This window comes from Plantibacter sp. RU18, assembly GCF_050613355.1.
In the GTDB taxonomy this organism is placed as follows: Bacteria; Actinomycetota; Actinomycetes; order Actinomycetales; family Microbacteriaceae; genus Plantibacter.
Window position 1 is genome coordinate 1,659,177 of record NZ_CP159618.1, and the last position, 16,242, is coordinate 1,675,418.

The 16,242-nt window shown below is 67.9% G+C and carries 12 protein-coding genes and 1 riboswitch; of the genes, 5 read left to right on the forward strand and 7 right to left on the reverse strand.

What is annotated here, in order from left to right; translation table 11 throughout:
- Nucleotides 1-24 precede the first annotated feature (24 nt).
- Together ribD and ABMA10_RS08150 are read right to left on the reverse strand one after the other, a co-directional pair.
- Complete coding sequence (ribD, locus tag ABMA10_RS08145) at nt 25-1,098, reverse strand: bifunctional diaminohydroxyphosphoribosylaminopyrimidine deaminase/5-amino-6-(5-phosphoribosylamino)uracil reductase RibD (RefSeq protein WP_347870259.1); 1,074 nt, start codon at nt 1,096-1,098, stop codon at nt 25-27.
- Between the two features lie 80 nt (nt 1,099-1,178).
- Nucleotides 1,179-1,341: riboswitch (FMN riboswitch) on the reverse strand.
- Nucleotides 1,342-1,555: 214 nt separating this feature from the next.
- Nucleotides 1,556-2,542, reverse strand: coding sequence for a sugar-binding transcriptional regulator (locus ABMA10_RS08150; protein WP_347870260.1), 987 nt, complete (start codon nt 2,540-2,542; stop codon nt 1,556-1,558).
- Between the two features lie 135 nt (nt 2,543-2,677).
- On the opposite strand from ABMA10_RS08150, the gene ABMA10_RS08155 reads away from it, so the two are divergent.
- The 4 genes from ABMA10_RS08155 to ABMA10_RS08170 all read left to right on the forward strand — a co-directional run bounded on the left by ABMA10_RS08155 (nt 2,678) and on the right by ABMA10_RS08170 (nt 8,366).
- A complete protein-coding gene (locus ABMA10_RS08155) occupies nt 2,678-4,414 on the forward strand; it encodes a glycerol-3-phosphate dehydrogenase/oxidase (RefSeq protein ID WP_347870415.1) in 1,737 nt (578 codons plus the stop codon).
- Between the two features lie 147 nt (nt 4,415-4,561).
- On the forward strand, nt 4,562-5,314 hold the full coding sequence (locus tag ABMA10_RS08160; protein WP_347870261.1) for an MIP/aquaporin family protein: 753 nt from the start codon (nt 4,562-4,564) through the stop codon (nt 5,312-5,314).
- 104 nt (nt 5,315-5,418) lie between these two features.
- Nucleotides 5,419-6,933, forward strand: coding sequence for a glycerol kinase GlpK (gene glpK / locus ABMA10_RS08165; RefSeq protein WP_347870262.1), 1,515 nt, complete (start codon nt 5,419-5,421; stop codon nt 6,931-6,933).
- Between the two features lie 914 nt (nt 6,934-7,847).
- Nucleotides 7,848-8,366: a hypothetical protein gene (locus tag ABMA10_RS08170; RefSeq protein ID WP_347870263.1), complete on the forward strand. Its 519-nt coding sequence runs from the start codon at nt 7,848-7,850 to the stop codon at nt 8,364-8,366.
- Between the two features lie 86 nt (nt 8,367-8,452).
- On the opposite strand, the gene trpS is transcribed toward ABMA10_RS08170, so the two are convergent.
- From trpS to ABMA10_RS08185, 3 genes are all read right to left on the reverse strand, one after another.
- Nucleotides 8,453-9,457 (reverse strand): tryptophan--tRNA ligase, encoded by a 1,005-nt coding sequence (gene trpS / locus ABMA10_RS08175; RefSeq protein WP_347870264.1) that lies wholly within the window; start codon nt 9,455-9,457, stop codon nt 8,453-8,455.
- 38 nt (nt 9,458-9,495) lie between these two features.
- Nucleotides 9,496-10,341, reverse strand: a complete 846-nt coding sequence (locus tag ABMA10_RS08180) for an exodeoxyribonuclease III (protein WP_347870265.1) — start codon at nt 10,339-10,341, stop codon at nt 9,496-9,498.
- A gap of 88 nt (nt 10,342-10,429) precedes the next feature.
- Nucleotides 10,430-11,677, reverse strand: coding sequence for a YihY/virulence factor BrkB family protein (locus ABMA10_RS08185; protein WP_347870266.1), 1,248 nt, complete (start codon nt 11,675-11,677; stop codon nt 10,430-10,432).
- 113 nt (nt 11,678-11,790) lie between these two features.
- On the opposite strand from ABMA10_RS08185, the gene ptsP reads away from it, so the two are divergent.
- On the forward strand, nt 11,791-13,449 hold the full coding sequence (gene ptsP, locus ABMA10_RS08190) for a phosphoenolpyruvate--protein phosphotransferase (RefSeq protein ID WP_347870267.1): 1,659 nt from the start codon (nt 11,791-11,793) through the stop codon (nt 13,447-13,449).
- A 207-nt stretch (nt 13,450-13,656) separates the two neighbouring features.
- Here the strand turns inward: ptsP and ABMA10_RS08195 are convergent, their stop codons facing one another.
- Nucleotides 13,657-14,424, reverse strand: coding sequence for a succinate dehydrogenase iron-sulfur subunit (locus ABMA10_RS08195; RefSeq protein ID WP_347870268.1), 768 nt, complete (start codon nt 14,422-14,424; stop codon nt 13,657-13,659).
- 2 nt (nt 14,425-14,426) lie between these two features.
- Nucleotides 14,427-16,229, reverse strand: coding sequence for a succinate dehydrogenase flavoprotein subunit (sdhA, locus tag ABMA10_RS08200; RefSeq protein ID WP_347870269.1), 1,803 nt, complete (start codon nt 16,227-16,229; stop codon nt 14,427-14,429).
- Between the last annotated feature and the right edge of the window lie 13 nt (nt 16,230-16,242).

A 16,242-nucleotide genomic window follows, 5' to 3' on the forward strand; every position in this document is an offset into this window, starting at 1 on the left:
GTGGTGGATCCGTTCTCTGGGGTGCTAGACGGTGAGACTGGCTGTGGGAGCGCTGATCGCGCTGGTGGGTGCGGTGACGACGAGGAGATCGGCGCCGAGCTGCTCGACGGAGACGGTGTCGAGGCGGATGGCGTCGCCGATGGTGTCGATGCCGAGGTCGTCGATCGCGAGCCTGGGGCCGCCGAGCAGCACGGGCGCGAGATAGGTGAGCACGGTGTCCACGAGGCCGGCGCGAAGGAACGCCGTCGCGATGGTCGGCCCGCCTTCGACGAACACGCTCCGGACGCCCGTGGCCCGGAGCTCGGCGAGGAGCGCCGCCGGATCGTGTCCATGGTGCAGGAGGACCTGGTGGGGGTGGCGGTGGAGTGCCGCGTCAGCGGGGATCGCCCGGGCGCCCATGACGACGGGCACCGGTTGTGTCGCGAGCAACGCCCCGTGCTCGTCGCGCGCCGTGAGGCTCGGGTCGTCGGCGAGCACCGTGCCCGTCCCGACGAGGATCGCGTCGTGCTCAGCCCGGCGTCGGTGCACGTCGACACGCGCTGCGTCGCCGGTGATCCAGCGGCTGGTGCCGTCGGCGGCGGCGATCCGGCCGTCGAGCGTCGACGCCCACTTCACGGTGACGAGCGGCCGGCCGAGACGCGCGGTCGTGAGCCAGTCCCCGAGGAAGCTCTCCGCCTCCTCCAGCAGGACACCTCCGGTCACGGACACACCCGCGGTGCGCAATCGCTCGGCCCCACCGCCGGAATGGTTCCCGGGGTCGGTGACGGCGTAGACGACACGAGAGACGCCTGCCTCGATCAGCGCGGCGGCGCACGGCCCGGTGCGGCCGGTGTGGTTGCAGGGTTCGAGGGTGACCACGGCCGTCGCACCGCGCGCGACGCCGGGGGAGAGGTGGGCGAGCGCGTCGACCTCGGCGTGCGGGGTCCCTGCTCCCCGGTGCCACCCTTCGGCGATGACGGTGCCGTCGGCGTCCAGGATGACGCAGCCGACCTGTGGGTTCAGACCGCGAGCCGGACCGTTGGCGGCGATCTCGAGCGCGCGCAGCATCGCCTGCTGCTCGCGGCTCGTCGCCTGCGGTGCTGCGGATCCTGCGTTCATCTGTCCGTCTTCTCGGTCGGTACTGACACGAGTTCCGGGGTCGCGGGCAGGTGCTCGCCGGCGTCGACCAACGGCCTCCGCCCGTGCTTCCTTCCATCCGGACTCGAACGTCGCCTGCAAGCAGACGCGTTCATAACCGTCGGTCCTGGAATTCCACCAGATCAACCGGGCATCGTTCTCACGATGCCTCGGGTCGCGGACTCTCACCGCCGGTTCGGACTCTCACCGACCCCGGAGCACGTTACGTGTTGTCGATTCTAGGTCAACGACGGGACACCCCGCCCTATTCCGACGAACTGTGACGGCGTACCGGCCCCTGGTGGTCTGGCAACGGCGAGCAGTTGCTCACGCTGTATCGGTATGAGATTCAGCCCACCGACCTCAGGGCGCTTCGCGCCTCCTACCGAGCCCTTGTGCAGCTGTCGAGGCGCGACACGACTGAAACCGTTCGATACCCTCAGCTCTGGGCGTCGTGTTGCTCGATCGCCGCGCGCGCCGTGCCCTCGTCGACCACGAGGTCCGAGATGAGCCCGCCGGCGAGAGCCCCGAGCAGCGGCGGTACCTTGGCGGCGCCTGCGACGACGCAGATGCGCCTCGAGACGTTGCGGAGCACGTCGAGGTCGGGGCCGGACGCCCGATTGTTGAACGGGATGTCCCGCCAGGAACCGTCGGCGCGGAAGAACACCGTCGCGACGTCGCCGACGGCACCTGCGCTCGCGAGCGCTTCGAAGTCGGCGTCGTCGAGGTATCCGCCGACGTAGACGTGGCTCGGGACACCCGAGAGCTGCGAGCCGAGCCCGAAGAGCGCGACGTCCATCCGCCGTTGGATCTCGAGCACGCGACGGATGCTGCGCTCCCGCCACAGTGCGAGCTTCGTGGACGGGTCGTCGAAAAACGCCGGAACCGCGAACTGCTGCGCGTAGGCGCCGTACGCGTCGGCGTAGCGGTGCAGGATCTCACTCGCATACAGGATGCCGGAGGTCCGGGTGTTGGCGGCGCCGTTCAGCTGCACGATCTGCGAGTTGTGCGTGCGCTTGGGCGTCAGGTGTCTCGCGACCGCGCTGACGGTGGAGCCCCACGCGAGCCCGAGGGTCATGTTCGAATCGAAGACCGACCCGAGAAAACGTGCAGCCGAGAGCGCGACCCTCTCGAGTCGGTCGATGTCGCTCGTGTGGTCGGGGACCGGCACGATGTGCGCGGTGACCCCGAACCGGTCGCGGAACGCGGCTTCGAGGCGCGACGGCATGTCGTGCGGCGACCGGACCTGGATGTCGACGAGCCCGCTCTCCCTCGCATATCCCAGCAGACGGGACACCGACGATCGCGAGGTGTGCAGCTCCTGCGCGATCGCCTCCATCGTGAGGTCCTGCACGTAGTAGAGCTGGGCCGCGCGCAGCGCCTCGGCTGTCTTGTCCGGTTGGCTCAGCGCATCTGCGAGCGACATCGGGTCTCCTTGCACGTTTGTTCATCGGGGTCGTTCAGAGTTGCAACGGGTGTCACGATGTATTCAGTCACACCATTCGGCGGCGCGCAATCCCAGCAGCGTCGCGTTCCAACCGCGAAGAAGCGAGGCATCCTCATGTCCCTCAAGTCGTCAGCTCCCCGTTCGACCGTCCAGTCCGTCATCGACCGCCCCACGGCGTCGGTGCTCATCATCGGCGGCGGCATCAACGGCATCGCGACCTTCCGCGACCTCGCGCTCCAGGGCGTCGACGTCACGCTGGTCGAGCGCAACGACTGGGCGTCCGGCGCCTCCGCAGCGTCGAGCCACATGATCCACGGTGGTATCCGCTACCTCGAGAACGGCGAGTTCCGTCTCGTCCAAGAATCGGTGCAGGAGCGCAACGGCCTGATCAAGATCGCGCCGCACTACGTGAAGCCACTCGAGACGACCGTGCCGATCTTCTCGACGTTCTCGGGGATCCTCTCGGCACCATTGCGGTTCCTCACCCACAAGCAGGGCAAGCCGCAGGAGCGTGGCGCTCTGCTCATCAAGGTGGGGCTGACCGCCTACGACTCCTTCTCGCGCGACGGCGGCAGTGTTCCACGCCACCGCTTCCACGGTCGCAAGAAGTCCCTCGCCGACCTGCCGAAGATGAACCCCGGTCTCAAGTACACGGCCACCTACTACGACGCCTCCATGCATGACCCGGAGCGCCTCGCGCTCGACGTCCTCATGGACGGTCTCGCCGCCGGCCCGCACGCCCGCGCGGTCAACTACGTCGAGGCGGTCGGCATGGGAGCCGACGGCGTCGAGCTGCGCGACACCGTCACCGGCCAGACCTTCACCGTCACGAGCGACGTCGTCGTCAACACCTCGGGCCCGTGGACGGACCTCACCAACGGCGACCTCGGCGAGCCCACGAGCTACATGGGCGGCACCAAGGGTTCGCACATCGTGCTCGACAACCCGGAACTGTTCGCGGCGACGAAGGGCCGCGAGATCTTCTTCGAGCACGAGGACGGCCGGATCGTCCTCATCTACCCGCTCAAGGGCAAGGTCATGGTCGGCACGACCGACATCGACGCCGACCCCAGCACCCCGAGCGTGTGCACGGAGGAAGAGGTCGACTACTTCTTCGACCTCGTGAAGCACGTCTTCCCGACCATCGCCACCTCACGTGCGCAGATCGTCTACCGCTTCTCCGGCATCCGCCCCCTCCCGAAGCACGATGACGAGGCTCCCGGGTTCGTCTCCCGCGACTACCGCATCGAGCACCGCCCAGCCGCTGCACGTCCGTCCACGACGGTCTTCAGCCTCGTCGGCGGCAAGTGGACCACGTTCCGCGCCCTCGCCCAGCACCTGAGCACCGACGTCCTCGGTGTCCTCGGCGCTCCGCGTCCGGTCGAGACCCTCGGCCTCGCGATCGGTGGAGGCGCCGGCTTCCCGCGCACCGACTCCGCGACCCGCACGTGGGTCGCCGCGCACGAGGACGGGCTCGGGGCCCGGCGCGCCGAGCAGCTGCTCCACCGGTACGGCACGAAGGCCGCCGGGCTGTTGGAGCACCTCGCAGAGCATGGCGACGACCGCTTGCAGGGCGCTGCCGACTACAGCGTGCAGGAGCTGGAGTACCTCGTCGGACTGGAGCAGGTCGTCCACCTGTCGGACGTGCTGCACCGCCGCACGAGCCTGGCGTTCACGGGATCCCTCACGGCGGAACTGGTCGACGAGATCGCTCGCGTCGCCGGCGGCGTCCTCGCCTGGGACGACACAGAGCGCGGCGCGCAGATCGAGGCGGCCCTCGACCGCCTCCGTGACGCCCACCAGGTCGACCTCCGTGTCGGCGCGACGCAGGAGGCTTCGGCGCTCTCATAATGCACGAACGTGCAGGCAAGCCCCTTGTCCTGTGCAACGAGAGCTGGCTACCTTACAAACAACTGGTCAGTGAACACACTCGCCCAGTGGAGGTAGGCGCTTCGGCGCCGGTCTCCAGGGGCACCGTCAAGAAAGGTCAATGAAGACATGAACCTCGGAACAATCTTCCTCTCCGAGACCGTCGGGACGGCGATGCTCGTCCTCCTCGGTACCGGTGTGGTCGCCACGGCGATCCTCACGAAATCGAAGGGTCTCGGCGGCGGTTGGCTCCTCATCAACTTCGGTTGGGGCCTCGCGGTGTTCGCAGGTGTGACGGTGTCGTACGCCTCCGGCGGCCACCTGAACCCTGCGGTCACGATCGGCTTCCTCACCACGGGCTCGATCGACTTCGGCACGGCGCTCGTCTATTGGGCTGCACAGATGGTCGGTGCCTTCATCGGTGCCGTCCTGACGTACTTCGCCTTCAAGCAGCACTTCGACCAGGAAGAGGATCCGGGCAAGAAGCTCGGCGTGTTCTCCACCGGTCCTGAGATCCGCAGCTACGGCTGGAACCTCGTCACCGAGGTCATCGCGACCTTCGTCCTCGTGTTCGTCGTCATGTCCTTCGGCAAGGTCGGCCCGGGCGTCGAACTCGCCGACGGCATCCCCGGTGGCCTCGCGGCCCTCGGCGCACTGCCCGTCGCCCTGCTCGTCGTCGGTATCGGTGCCTCCCTCGGTGGCCCGACCGGCTACGCGATCAACCCTGCTCGTGACCTCGGTCCGCGCATCGCGCACGCCCTCCTCCCCATCAAGGGCAAGGGCAAGAGCGACTGGTCGTACGCCTGGGTGCCGGTCGTCGGCCCCCTCCTCGGTGGTGTCCTCGCGGCCCTCGCCTCGATGGTGCTCCTCCCGGCCGTCTGACCCTGACGCTGCGGCGGTGATGCACCATGATCATCGCCGCGGCATCCCGGGGCACCGGGTCCGGTGTCTCACCTCGCAACGCACGCAACGAAGGAGTATCTCCAATGGCGGACTACGTCATCGCAATCGACCAGGGCACGACCAGTTCCCGGGCCATCGTCTTCGACAAGAGCGGGTCGATCATCTCGACCGGTCAGCTCGAGCACGAGCAGATCTTCCCGAAGGCCGGGTGGGTCGAGCACAACCCGAACCAGATCTGGAACAACGTCCGCGAGGTCATCGGCCAGGCGCTCAGCAAGGCCAACATCACCCGGCACAACATCGCCGCGATCGGTATCACCAACCAGCGCGAGACCGCTGTGGTGTGGGACAAGACCACCGGTCAGCCCGTCTACAACGCCATCGTCTGGCAGGACACCCGCACCCAGGACATCGTCAACCGTCTCGCTGAGGACGGGGGCGTGGAGCGCTTCAAGAAGACCGTGGGCCTGCCGCTGGCGACCTACTTCTCCGGTACGAAGATCGTCTGGATCCTCGAGAACGTCGAGGGTGCCCGCGAGAAGGCGGAAGCCGGCGACCTGCTGTTCGGCACGACCGACAGCTGGGTCCTCTGGAACCTGACCGGCGGGGTCAACGGCGGCGTGCACGTCACCGACGTCACGAACGCCTCCCGCACGCTCTTCATGGACCTCGAGACCCTGCAGTGGGACGACGAGATTCTCAAGGCGTTCGGAGTGCCGAAGTCGATGCTCCCGGAGATCAAGAGCTCCTCCGAGATCTACGGCCACGCGTCCGACGACAGCCTGCTCCGCGAGACGCCGATCGCCGGCATCCTCGGCGACCAGCAGGCTGCGACCTTCGGCCAGGCGGCGTTCCAGCAGGGCGAGGCGAAGAACACCTACGGCACCGGTAACTTCATCATCTTCAACACCGGTGAAGAGATCGTCCACTCGGAGAACGGCCTGCTGACGACCCTCGGCTACAAGCTCGGCGACGCGAAGCCGCACTACGCGCTCGAGGGTTCGATCGCGGTCACGGGTTCGCTCGTGCAGTGGCTGCGTGACAACCTCGGCATGTTCTCATCCGCTCCCGAGGTCGAGGCGCTCGCCAAGACCGTCGACGACAACGGTGGCGCGTACTTCGTCCCGGCCTTCTCAGGTCTGTTCGCGCCGTACTGGCGTCCGGACGCACGTGGCGCGCTCGTCGGCCTCACCCGCTACGTGAACAAGGGCCACATCGCCCGCGCGGCACTCGAGTCGACTGCGTTCCAGACGGCAGAGGTCATCGACGCTGTCAACGCCGATTCCGGTGTGCCGCTCACGGAGCTGAAGGTCGACGGCGGCATGACCGCCAACGACACGCTCATGCAGTTCCAGGCCGACATCCTCGGCGTCCCGGTCATCCGACCGGTCGTCGCGGAGACCACGGCCCTCGGCGCCGCATACGCCGCCGGTCTCGCGGTGGACTTCTGGTCCGACCTCGACGACCTCGCGAAGAACTGGCAGGAGGACAAGCGCTGGGAGCCGTCCATGGACACCGCCGAGCGCGACCGCCTCTACCGCAACTGGAAGAAGGCCGTCACGAAGACCTTCGACTGGGTCGACGACGACGTGCAGTAGTCCGCAGCACCGGAACGGCCCGTCCTCCTCGTGGAGGGCGGGCCGTTCGCCGTTCGTTCCTGGCGCACAACTCCTGCACATCGCCGCGTCGTCCTGGATCACGGCGGAGTCTCCCTGCGGGTCCCCGTGTTGGTTGTCGGGGAGCAGGAGTTGTGCGCAATCGGGGCCGTCGTGGGCCGTCGGGAGTCGCTCGACAGGTACGCCGTCGCCACATCCATAACTCCTGCTGCTCGAGCTCCGCGGACACCAACACCCCCGAGCGGACGGGCGAAGTATGCCCAGTACCGCGCGTGAGCAGGAGTTCTGTCCAACAGGCGATGTCGCCGGGTGCGGAACTCCTGCTCCCGGCCGGGATGTGCAGGCGGCGGGTGCCCCCGTGCCTCTGATTCCGCGTTCTGCAGGAGTTGTGGACGCCCCGCCGTGGTGAGGTCGCTGGGCGGTGACGCTGCTCCACAGGCGGGCGATGGGTTGTGTCGATCGCAGGATCCGCAGAACGCGACTCGTGACCTGGTCGGCTTGATGAGCATGAGGGGATGAATCCAGCCCAAGCTGTCCCCACGATCTTCGCGCGCTCGACGCTCATCGAGGAAGGGATGCGCGGACGTGAGATCACACAAGCCGTGCGCGACGGGACGATCATCCGGGTTCGACGCGATCACTACGCCCTGCCCGGGTTGGACGAGGACATCCGGTCGGCCGTTCGCATCGGTGGGAGACGAGCCTGCCTCTCCACGCTGGTGGCTCACGGCGTGTTCGTGTTCGACTCGACGCGTGTGCACGTTCACGTCGACCGTACTGCGTCCCGACTGCGTGGTCCGAGTCCGACGGAGCCGCGGCTCACGGCCAGCGACCGGAGCGGATTCGCGCTCCACTGGCGACCGCTCGATCAGCCATGCGGTCCGCTCGATGACGATGTGTCGTTCGTCGACGCACTGGCGCAATCGATCCGATGCCAATCGCCTCGAATGGCGCTCGCAACGCTGGACAGCGCGGTCCATCTCGGTCTGGTGGACGAGCCGGACGTGCATCGGGTGTTCTCGATGGTGTCCGCGCGCTTCCGGGCGCTGCACCGATTGATCGACGGACGAGCAGAGTCCGGCCCGGAAACGCTTCTCCGGCTGATCGTGCGCAGTCTCGGATTGTCGTACGTCGTCCAGCCTCGTCTCGCGAATGGAGGCAGGGGGGATCTCCTGGTGGCTGACGCCCTGCTCGTCGAGGTCGACAGCCGAGCGCACCATGCAGGCTGGGATCATGCGGTGACTGACCGGACGCGCGATCTACAGGCGGCGTCTCACGGGCTGATGTCGCTACGGCCGCTTTACCAGCACGTCGTCCATGAGCCGGGGCTCGTCGCGTCTGCGATCACGGGTCTCCTCGGTGGGGCGCGCGCAACTCCTGTACCTCGCTCACCGGAGTTCACCGATACCCGGTGAGCTCGCCGCACACCGAGAGCCCTGCCCGATCCGGCAGGAGTTGGGAACCGCGGCCACTCGGACGACCGGGCAGCGGACGGAGCCGGTCAGGCGCGGCGGAGGAGACCCATGCGTTCGTAGACCGTCGCGAGGGTCGCCTCGGCGACCTCGGACGCGCGTGCGGCGTTGACGGCGAGCAGGCGGTCGAGCTCTGCAGGGTCGTCGAGGAGTTCGAGTGCTCGGGCGCGGACCGGCTCGAGCTCGCCGATGACGACCTCGGCGAGACCCTTTTTGAGATCGCCGTATCCACGTCCCTCGAACTCGCCGACGACGGCCTCGATCGGCTTGCCGGTCATCGCCGAGTAGATGCTCAGCAGGTTCGAGACGCCAGGCTTCTCGGCGGCGTCGAACGCGATGACGCCGTCGGTGTCGGTGACGGCACGCATGATCTTCTTCTGCGTCACCTTCGGCTCGTCGAGCAGCCACACGATGCCGGCCGGCGTCTCGGCCGATTTGGACATCTTCGAGGTGGGGTTCTGCAGGTCGTAGATGCGAGCCGAGTCGCGCTGGATCTGGGCCTTCGGGATCACGAAGGTCTCGCCGAATCGCGTGTTGAACCGCTCGGCGAGGTCGCGGGTGAGCTCGATGTGCTGGCGCTGGTCGTCGCCGACCGGGACGATGTCCGTCTGGTACAGCAGAATGTCTGCCGCCATGAGGATCGGGTACGCGAAGAGGCCCACCGATGCGGCGTCGCGGCCGTGCTTGGCGGACTTGTCCTTGAACTGCGTCATGCGCGCCGCCTCACCGAACCCGGTGATGGTGTTGAGCGCCCACGCGAGCTGAGCGTGTGCCGGGACGTGCGACTGCACGTACAGTGTCGACACCGACGGGTCGATGCCCGCGGCGATGTACTGGGCGGCGGTGCGGCGGGTCTTCTCGCGGAGTTCCGCCGGGTCCTGGGGGACGGTGATGGCGTGCAGATCGACGATGCTGAAGAACGCGTCGTGGTCCTGCTGCATCTGCTTCCACTGGAGCAGGGCTCCGATGTAGTTGCCGAGGTGCAGGGAGTCGGCGGACGGCTGCATGCCGGAATAGAGACGTGGCTTGGTCATGGGATCTCGCAGAGGTGTGGGCGGCCTGGGGCCGGTGGTCAGATGGCGTAGTCGACGACGACGGGAGCGTGGTCGGACCATCGCTGGTCGTAGGCGGCAGCGCGGTCGATCGTGTAGCCGGAGGCGAGCGCCGCGAGCTCCGGGGTGGCGAGCTGGTAGTCGATCCGCCAACCGGTGTCGGTGTCGAACGCCTGGCCGCGCTGCGACCACCACGTGTACGGCCCGGGAACCTGGCCGGCAGCCTGGCGACCGACGTCGACCCAGCCGAGGCCGGGACCGCTGACGCCGTCGACACCGGTCACGGACGAACCTGCGGCACCGAGGTACCGGTCGAAGTAGGAACGCTCGGCGGGAAGGAAGCCGGCACGCTTGACGTTGCCCTTCCAGTTCTTGATGTCGAGTTCGGTGTGGCCGACGTTGAGGTCGCCGACGACGAGCGAGAGCGGGTTGTGCGCGTGCAGGGCGGGCAGACGCTCGAGCATCGTGTCGAGGAAGCGGAACTTCTCGACCTGCTTCGGGGTGTCGACCTCGCCGGAGTGGACGTAGGTGCTGACGACCGTCACGAGGGTGCCGTCGACGTCGAAGTCGGCCTCGAGCCAGCGCCCGGCACTGTCGAAGTCGTCTGCTCCGAATGCGACCCGGTGGATGCCGGCGGTACGACGGCTCACGATCGCGACGCCGGCGCGACCCTTGGCGGTCGCGGCGTCGTGGAGGATGTTCCACTCGGGGCCGAAGAGCCCCTCGAGGTCTGACGTGGCGGCCCGGACCTCCTGGAGCGCGAGGATGTCGACGCCCCTCGTCTCGAGCCACTCGCCCATGCCCTTGCGGAAGGCCGCGCGGACTCCGTTGACGTTGACACTGGCGATGCGGAGGGGTGCAGACATGCCTCCAGCTTAGTCGCGGCGTCCGACACGGCCGTGGTCGACCGTGCCCGTGGACGGACGCCTCCGGTGGGGTGCGTCGCGCGGTGGATCAGTTGGTGAGGGAGTGCTGCTCGTCGTGTCGATCAGCGACCGCTTCGGCGACCGCTTCGGCACGGCGGACCCGTCGTCGGGCGAACCACACTGCCGGACCGCGCGCTGTCCGGAGCGCCGATCGCGACTTGCGCAGTTCGGCCTCCGCCACGAGGCGACGAGCGGCGAGCTCCTCCTCCGCCTGTTCCTCCGGGGTCAAGGTGTGCACGCTGATCCCCTGGTCGTCGAGCCCCACGGCGATCCATGCTGCTGAGGCGAGGATGACCCGACTCACGAGGTTGAACCACAGCATCAAGCCGACGAACACCGCGAAGGTGGCCAGGAGCGGGTTGCGTGAGGCGCCGGCGATCACCGCGCTGCTCACGACGCTCAGCAGCGACAGCACCAGGCTGCCGAGCAGCGCCCCGCCGAACAGGTTCCGCCACGGGATCTGGATTCGACTGAGCACGCGGAACATCGCTCCGAGAGTGACGACGTTGACGACCACGGCGACGATCAGGCCGACCGCGCGGCTGCCGAGGGTCACCCAGAACGTGTTCTCGAGGCCGGCGAGCGACAGCAGCCAGCTCAGCGCCTGCGTGCTGGCGACCGACAGCGTCGCCGAGACGACGAGGAGGACACCGAAGGCGAGGGCGAGGACGAGATCGACCACTTTGAGGAGGAAGAAGCTCGCGGCGACCTTCGGCAGATCGAAGATGGCGCGGACAGCCTGGCGGGTGTAGTACAACCAGCCGATGGCGGTCCAGATGAGACCGATCGCAGCGATGGCGCCCGTCCAGCCGAGGAGTGAGGCGCTCGAGAGCTGCTCCTCCGAGATGATGCCCTGTCCGTCGGTGCCGATGAGCCCTGGGACCGCCCGGTTGATGATCTCCACCAGCGCCTCGAAGACCTCCGGGTTGCCGCCCAGCCAGATCCCGGCGATCGCGAAGCCGACGTACACGGCCGCGAACACGGCGAAGACCGACTGGAAACTGATGCCGGCGGCGAGCAGGTTGCCGTCCATGTGCAGGTAGCGCATGATCACGCGGTAGGGCTTCAGCCGCATCACCCAGGTCGTCGCACGCTCAGCCGTCGCCGCCCGCGGGGCGAGCCGCCGGATGATCGGGTTCTGGCTGTTCTGGATCATCTGGAAGACGACCGGTGGCGGTGTCTGCTTGAGGGTTCGTCGTGGCGGCCGGGCCGGGGTGTCCACGGGCTCCGTGCCGGGTTCGGCAGTTCGCCTCATCGATGCTCGCGGACTGGTCACGGAGCAAGCCTACAAGCGGCCGTGCGGCGGGTGTCCGCGGGCTCCGAACGCGGTTGGCTCTGGGAGATGCGGGCGCTCCGGACGGCGGGGAAGCCGTGCGCTAGGGTCGGACCATGCACGAGGCGGTGGGGCAGCGCACCTTCATCGGGACGGGTGTCGGACGCGGCGTCGTCGCAGGGCCTGTCCTGCGAATGCCTGATCCGCTACCGGAACCGTCCGATGGGCCGTTCACGGGCGACACCGCCGTTGAGCAGGGGCGGGCTGCGGCGGCGCTGGCGGCGACACGTGTCGAACTCGAGCAACGCGCGAGCCGGACCGACGGACATGCGCGCGACGTCCTCGAAGCCCAGGCCATGATGGCCGACGACCCGGCCCTGGCCGACGACGTGGCTGCGCGGATCTCCGGCGGTCGCACGGCGGAGCGTGCGGTGTTCGAGGCACTCGCGACCGTGCAGCAGATGTTGTTCAACCTCGGCGATGCGATGGCGGCGAGAGCCACCGATGTCGGCGACGTGTCGCAGCGGGTCATCGCGCGGCTGGAGGGCCGCCCGACGCCCGGACCGCCGGAGTCGGATGAGCCCTTCGTCCTGGTCGCAGCCGACCTCGCGCCGGCCGACACGGTCCTCCTCGACCTCTCGATGGTGCTCGCCCTCGTGACAAGCGGCGGCTCCGCCACCTCGCACACGGCCATCCTCGCGCGAGAGAAGTCGCTGATCGCGGTCGTGGGCGTCGCCGGAGCCGACCAGTTCGAGGACGGCGAGATCGTCCTCGTCGATGCGGGGGCCGGTGTCGTCACGGGTTCCCCGACGAAGCGGGAGGTCAGATCCGCGCGGTCCACCGCTGCGGCGCGAGTGCGGGTGTCGCCAAGGTCGCCCGGCGAACTCGCTGACGGAACCCCCGTGCCACTCCTCGCGAACCTCGGTGCCGTCAGTTCCGCTGCGGGCGCGCTGGCCCTGGGCGCGGAAGGCGTGGGGTTGTTCCGGACCGAACTGCTGTTCCTCGACCGACGGGAGGCCCCCGGCGTCACGGAGCAGGTCGAACGGTACGGCGAGCTGCTCGCGGCGTTCCCCGGGAAGCGTGTCGTCGTGCGGGTTTTCGATGCCGGTGCCGACAAGCCGCTCGCGTTCCTCGGCTCGGGTACGCCGGAGGTCAATCCGGCGCTCGGCGTGCGGGGAATCAGGGCTCTGCAGACCCATGAGTCCGTGCTGCGGGACCAGCTGACGGCACTGGCGCTCGCTCAGGACTCGCACGACGCTGAGCTGTGGGTGATGGCGCCGATGGTCGCGGACCTGGCGGAGACGGCGGCGTTCGTCTCCCTCGCCAAGAGCCTGGGACTCCGAACCGTCGGCGCGATGATCGAGGTGCCGTCGAGCGCGCTGCTCGCCGCTCAGATCCTGGGCGTCGCCGATTTCGTGAGCATCGGGACGAACGACCTCACCCAGTACACGCTCGCCGCTGATCGCCTGCTGGGTCCGCTCGGGGCGTATCAGGACCCCTGGCATCCAGCGGTGCTCCGACTCGTCAAACTCGTCGGTGATGCTGGGCTCGCGTCGGGTCGCTCGGTCGGGGTGTGCGGCGAGGCCGCCGCCGATCCCTTGCTCGCGGTCGTGCTCGTCGGTCTCGGTGCGACGAGCCTGTCGGTCACCCCGTCCGCGCTCGGCGACGTGCGGAGCGAACTGCGTCGCTACACGCTCGAGGCTGCGCGAGCCATGGCGATGGACGCCCTCGGTGCCTCGTCCGCCGCCGAAGCGCGCACAGCCGTCCAATCCTGATCGAGCCTCGGGCCAGCGCACCGCGCTGGACCGAGCGCGAGGTGACGGCGCCCAGCGCGGTGCGCTCGACCGAGCGCGGGGTGACAGCGCTCGGCGCGGTGCACTGGCGCGAGCGCTACCCTCCGGAAGGTAGCGCTCGCGCCACAACACGCGTTCGGTCCAGCGCACCGCGCTGGACCGAACGAATGACTGGGGTAGAGGAGCGGGTTAGGAGATGCGACCCGAGATCATGGCCTGCTTGACCTCCGCGATCGCCTGCGTCACCTGGATGCCGCGGGGGCAGGCCTCGGTGCAGTTGAAGGTGGTGCGGCAGCGCCACACGCCCTCCTGATCGTTGAGGATGTCGAGGCGCACCTGCGAAGCGTCGTCGCGGGAGTCGAAGATGAAGCGGTGGGCGTTCACGATCGCGGCAGGACCGAAGTACTGGCCGTCGGTCCAGAACACGGGGCAGGACGAGGTGCACGCGGCGCACAGGATGCACTTCGTGGTGTCGTCGAAGCGTGCGCGCTCGGCGACCGACTGCACGCGCTCCTTGTTCTTCTCCGCCGGCTTGCCGGGCATGAGGAACGGCTGCACCTCGCGGAAGGACGCGAAGAAGGGATCCATGTCGACGACGAGGTCCTTCTCCAGCGGCAGGCCCTTGATCGCCTCGACGTAGATCGGCTTCGAGATGTCGAGGTCCTTGATCAGCGTCTTGCAGGCGAGGCGGTTCCGGCCGTTGATGCGCATGGCGTCCGAACCGCAGATGCCGTGGGCGCACGAGCGACGGAACGTGAGCGAGCCGTCCTGCTCCCACTTGATCTTGTGGAGGGCGTCGAGGATGCGGTCTGTCGGGAACATCTGGACGTCGAAGTCCTCCCAACGCGGCTCGGCGTCGACCTCGGGGTCGAAGCGACGGATGATCAGCGTCACCGTGAACGACTGGATCTCTTCCGGCGCCGCGGCCGGCGGGTTCTCGAGCGTTGCAGTGCTCATCGCTAGTACTTCCTCTCCATCGGCTGGTAACGCGTGATGACCACGGGCTTCCAGTCGAGCCGGATGTGGTCTGCGGCGTCGGCGGAGTGCGGGTCGCCGGACAGGTAGGCCATCGTGTGCTTCATGTAGTTCTCGTCGTCCCGCTTCGGGAAGTCGTCGCGCATGTGGCCGCCGCGGCTCTCCTTGCGGTTGCGGGCGGAGAACACGACGACCTCGGCCAGGTCGAGCAGGAAGCCCAACTCGATGGCCTCGAGGAGGTCGGTGTTGAACCGCTTGCCCTTGTCCTGGACGGCGATGCTCTGGTACCGCTGACGCAGGTTGTGGATCGTCTCGGTGACGCCCTCGAGCGACTCGTCGGTGCGGAACACCTGCGCGTTGCGGTCCATCTCCTCCTGCAGCTCGCGGCGGATGTTGGAGATCCGCTCGGTGCCGTTGGAGTTCCGCATCTGCTCGATGAGCCCTGAGACGAACCCGGCAGGGTTCTCCGGCAGCGGGGTGAAGTCGAGTCCCTGCACGTACTCGACGGCGTTGTTGCCGGCGCGCTTGCCGAAGACGTTGATGTCGAGGAGTGAGTTCGTTCCGAGGCGGTTGGAGCCGTGGACGGAGACGCAGGCGCACTCGCCGGCGGCGTAGAGGCCGGGCACGACGGTGTTGTTGTCGCTCAGGACCTCGGCCTTGACGTTGGTCGGGATGCCACCCATCGCGTAGTGCGCGGTCGGCATCACAGGAACGGGCTCGGTGACCGGGTCGACACCGAGGTAGGTGCGCGCGAACTCCGTGATGTCGGGGAGCTTCGTCTCGAGGACCTCGGCACCCAGGTGGGTGCAGTCGAGGTACACGTAGTCCTTGTTCGGACCGGCGCCACGGCCTTCCGCAACCTCCTGGACCATGCAGCGCGCGACGATGTCTCGCGGCGCGAGGTCCTTGATGGTGGGGGCGTAGCGCTCCATGAAGCGCTCACCGCTCGCGTTGCGGAGGATCGCACCCTCGCCTCGCGCTCCCTCGGTGAGGAGGATGCCCAGACCGGCGAGGCCGGTGGGGTGGAACTGGAAGAACTCCATGTCTTCGAGGGGGAGGCCCTTGCGCCAGATGATGCCGACGCCGTCTCCCGTGAGGGTGTGTGCATTCGACGTCGTCTTGTAGATCTTGCCGAAGCCGCCGGTCGCGAAGATGATCGCCTTCGCCTGGAACACATGGATCTCGCCGGTGGAGAGCTCGTAGGCGACGATGCCGGACGGCTTCTCGACGCCGTCGACCGTGGTCATGATGAGGTCGAGTGCGTAGTACTCGTTGAAGAAGTTGATGCCGAGGCGGACGCAGTTCTGGAAGAGCGTCTGGAGGATCATGTGACCGGTGCGGTCTGCCGCGTAGCACGCACGGCGGACGGGAGCCTTACCGTGGTCGCGGGTGTGGCCACCGAAGCGACGCTGGTCGATCTTGCCCTCTGGCGTGCGGTTGAAGGGCAGGCCCATGTTCTCGAGGTCGATGACCGCGTCGATGGCCTCCTTCGCGAGGATCTCAGCGGCATCCTGGTCGACGAGGTAGTCGCCACCCTTGATGGTGTCGAAGGTGTGCCACTCCCAGCTGTCCTCCTCGACGTTCGCGAGCGCCGCCGCCATGCCGCCCTGGGCTGCGCCCGTGTGGGAGCGCGTCGGGTAGAGCTTGGAGATGACGGCGGTCTTGGCGCCGGGACCAGCTTCGATCGCCGCGCGCATACCGGCACCGCCGGCACCCACGATCACGATGTCGAACTGGTGGTAGTGGATCCCGTCGACGACGGTGGACTCGCTGGTTTCTGTAGTCACGCTGTGCTTTCGT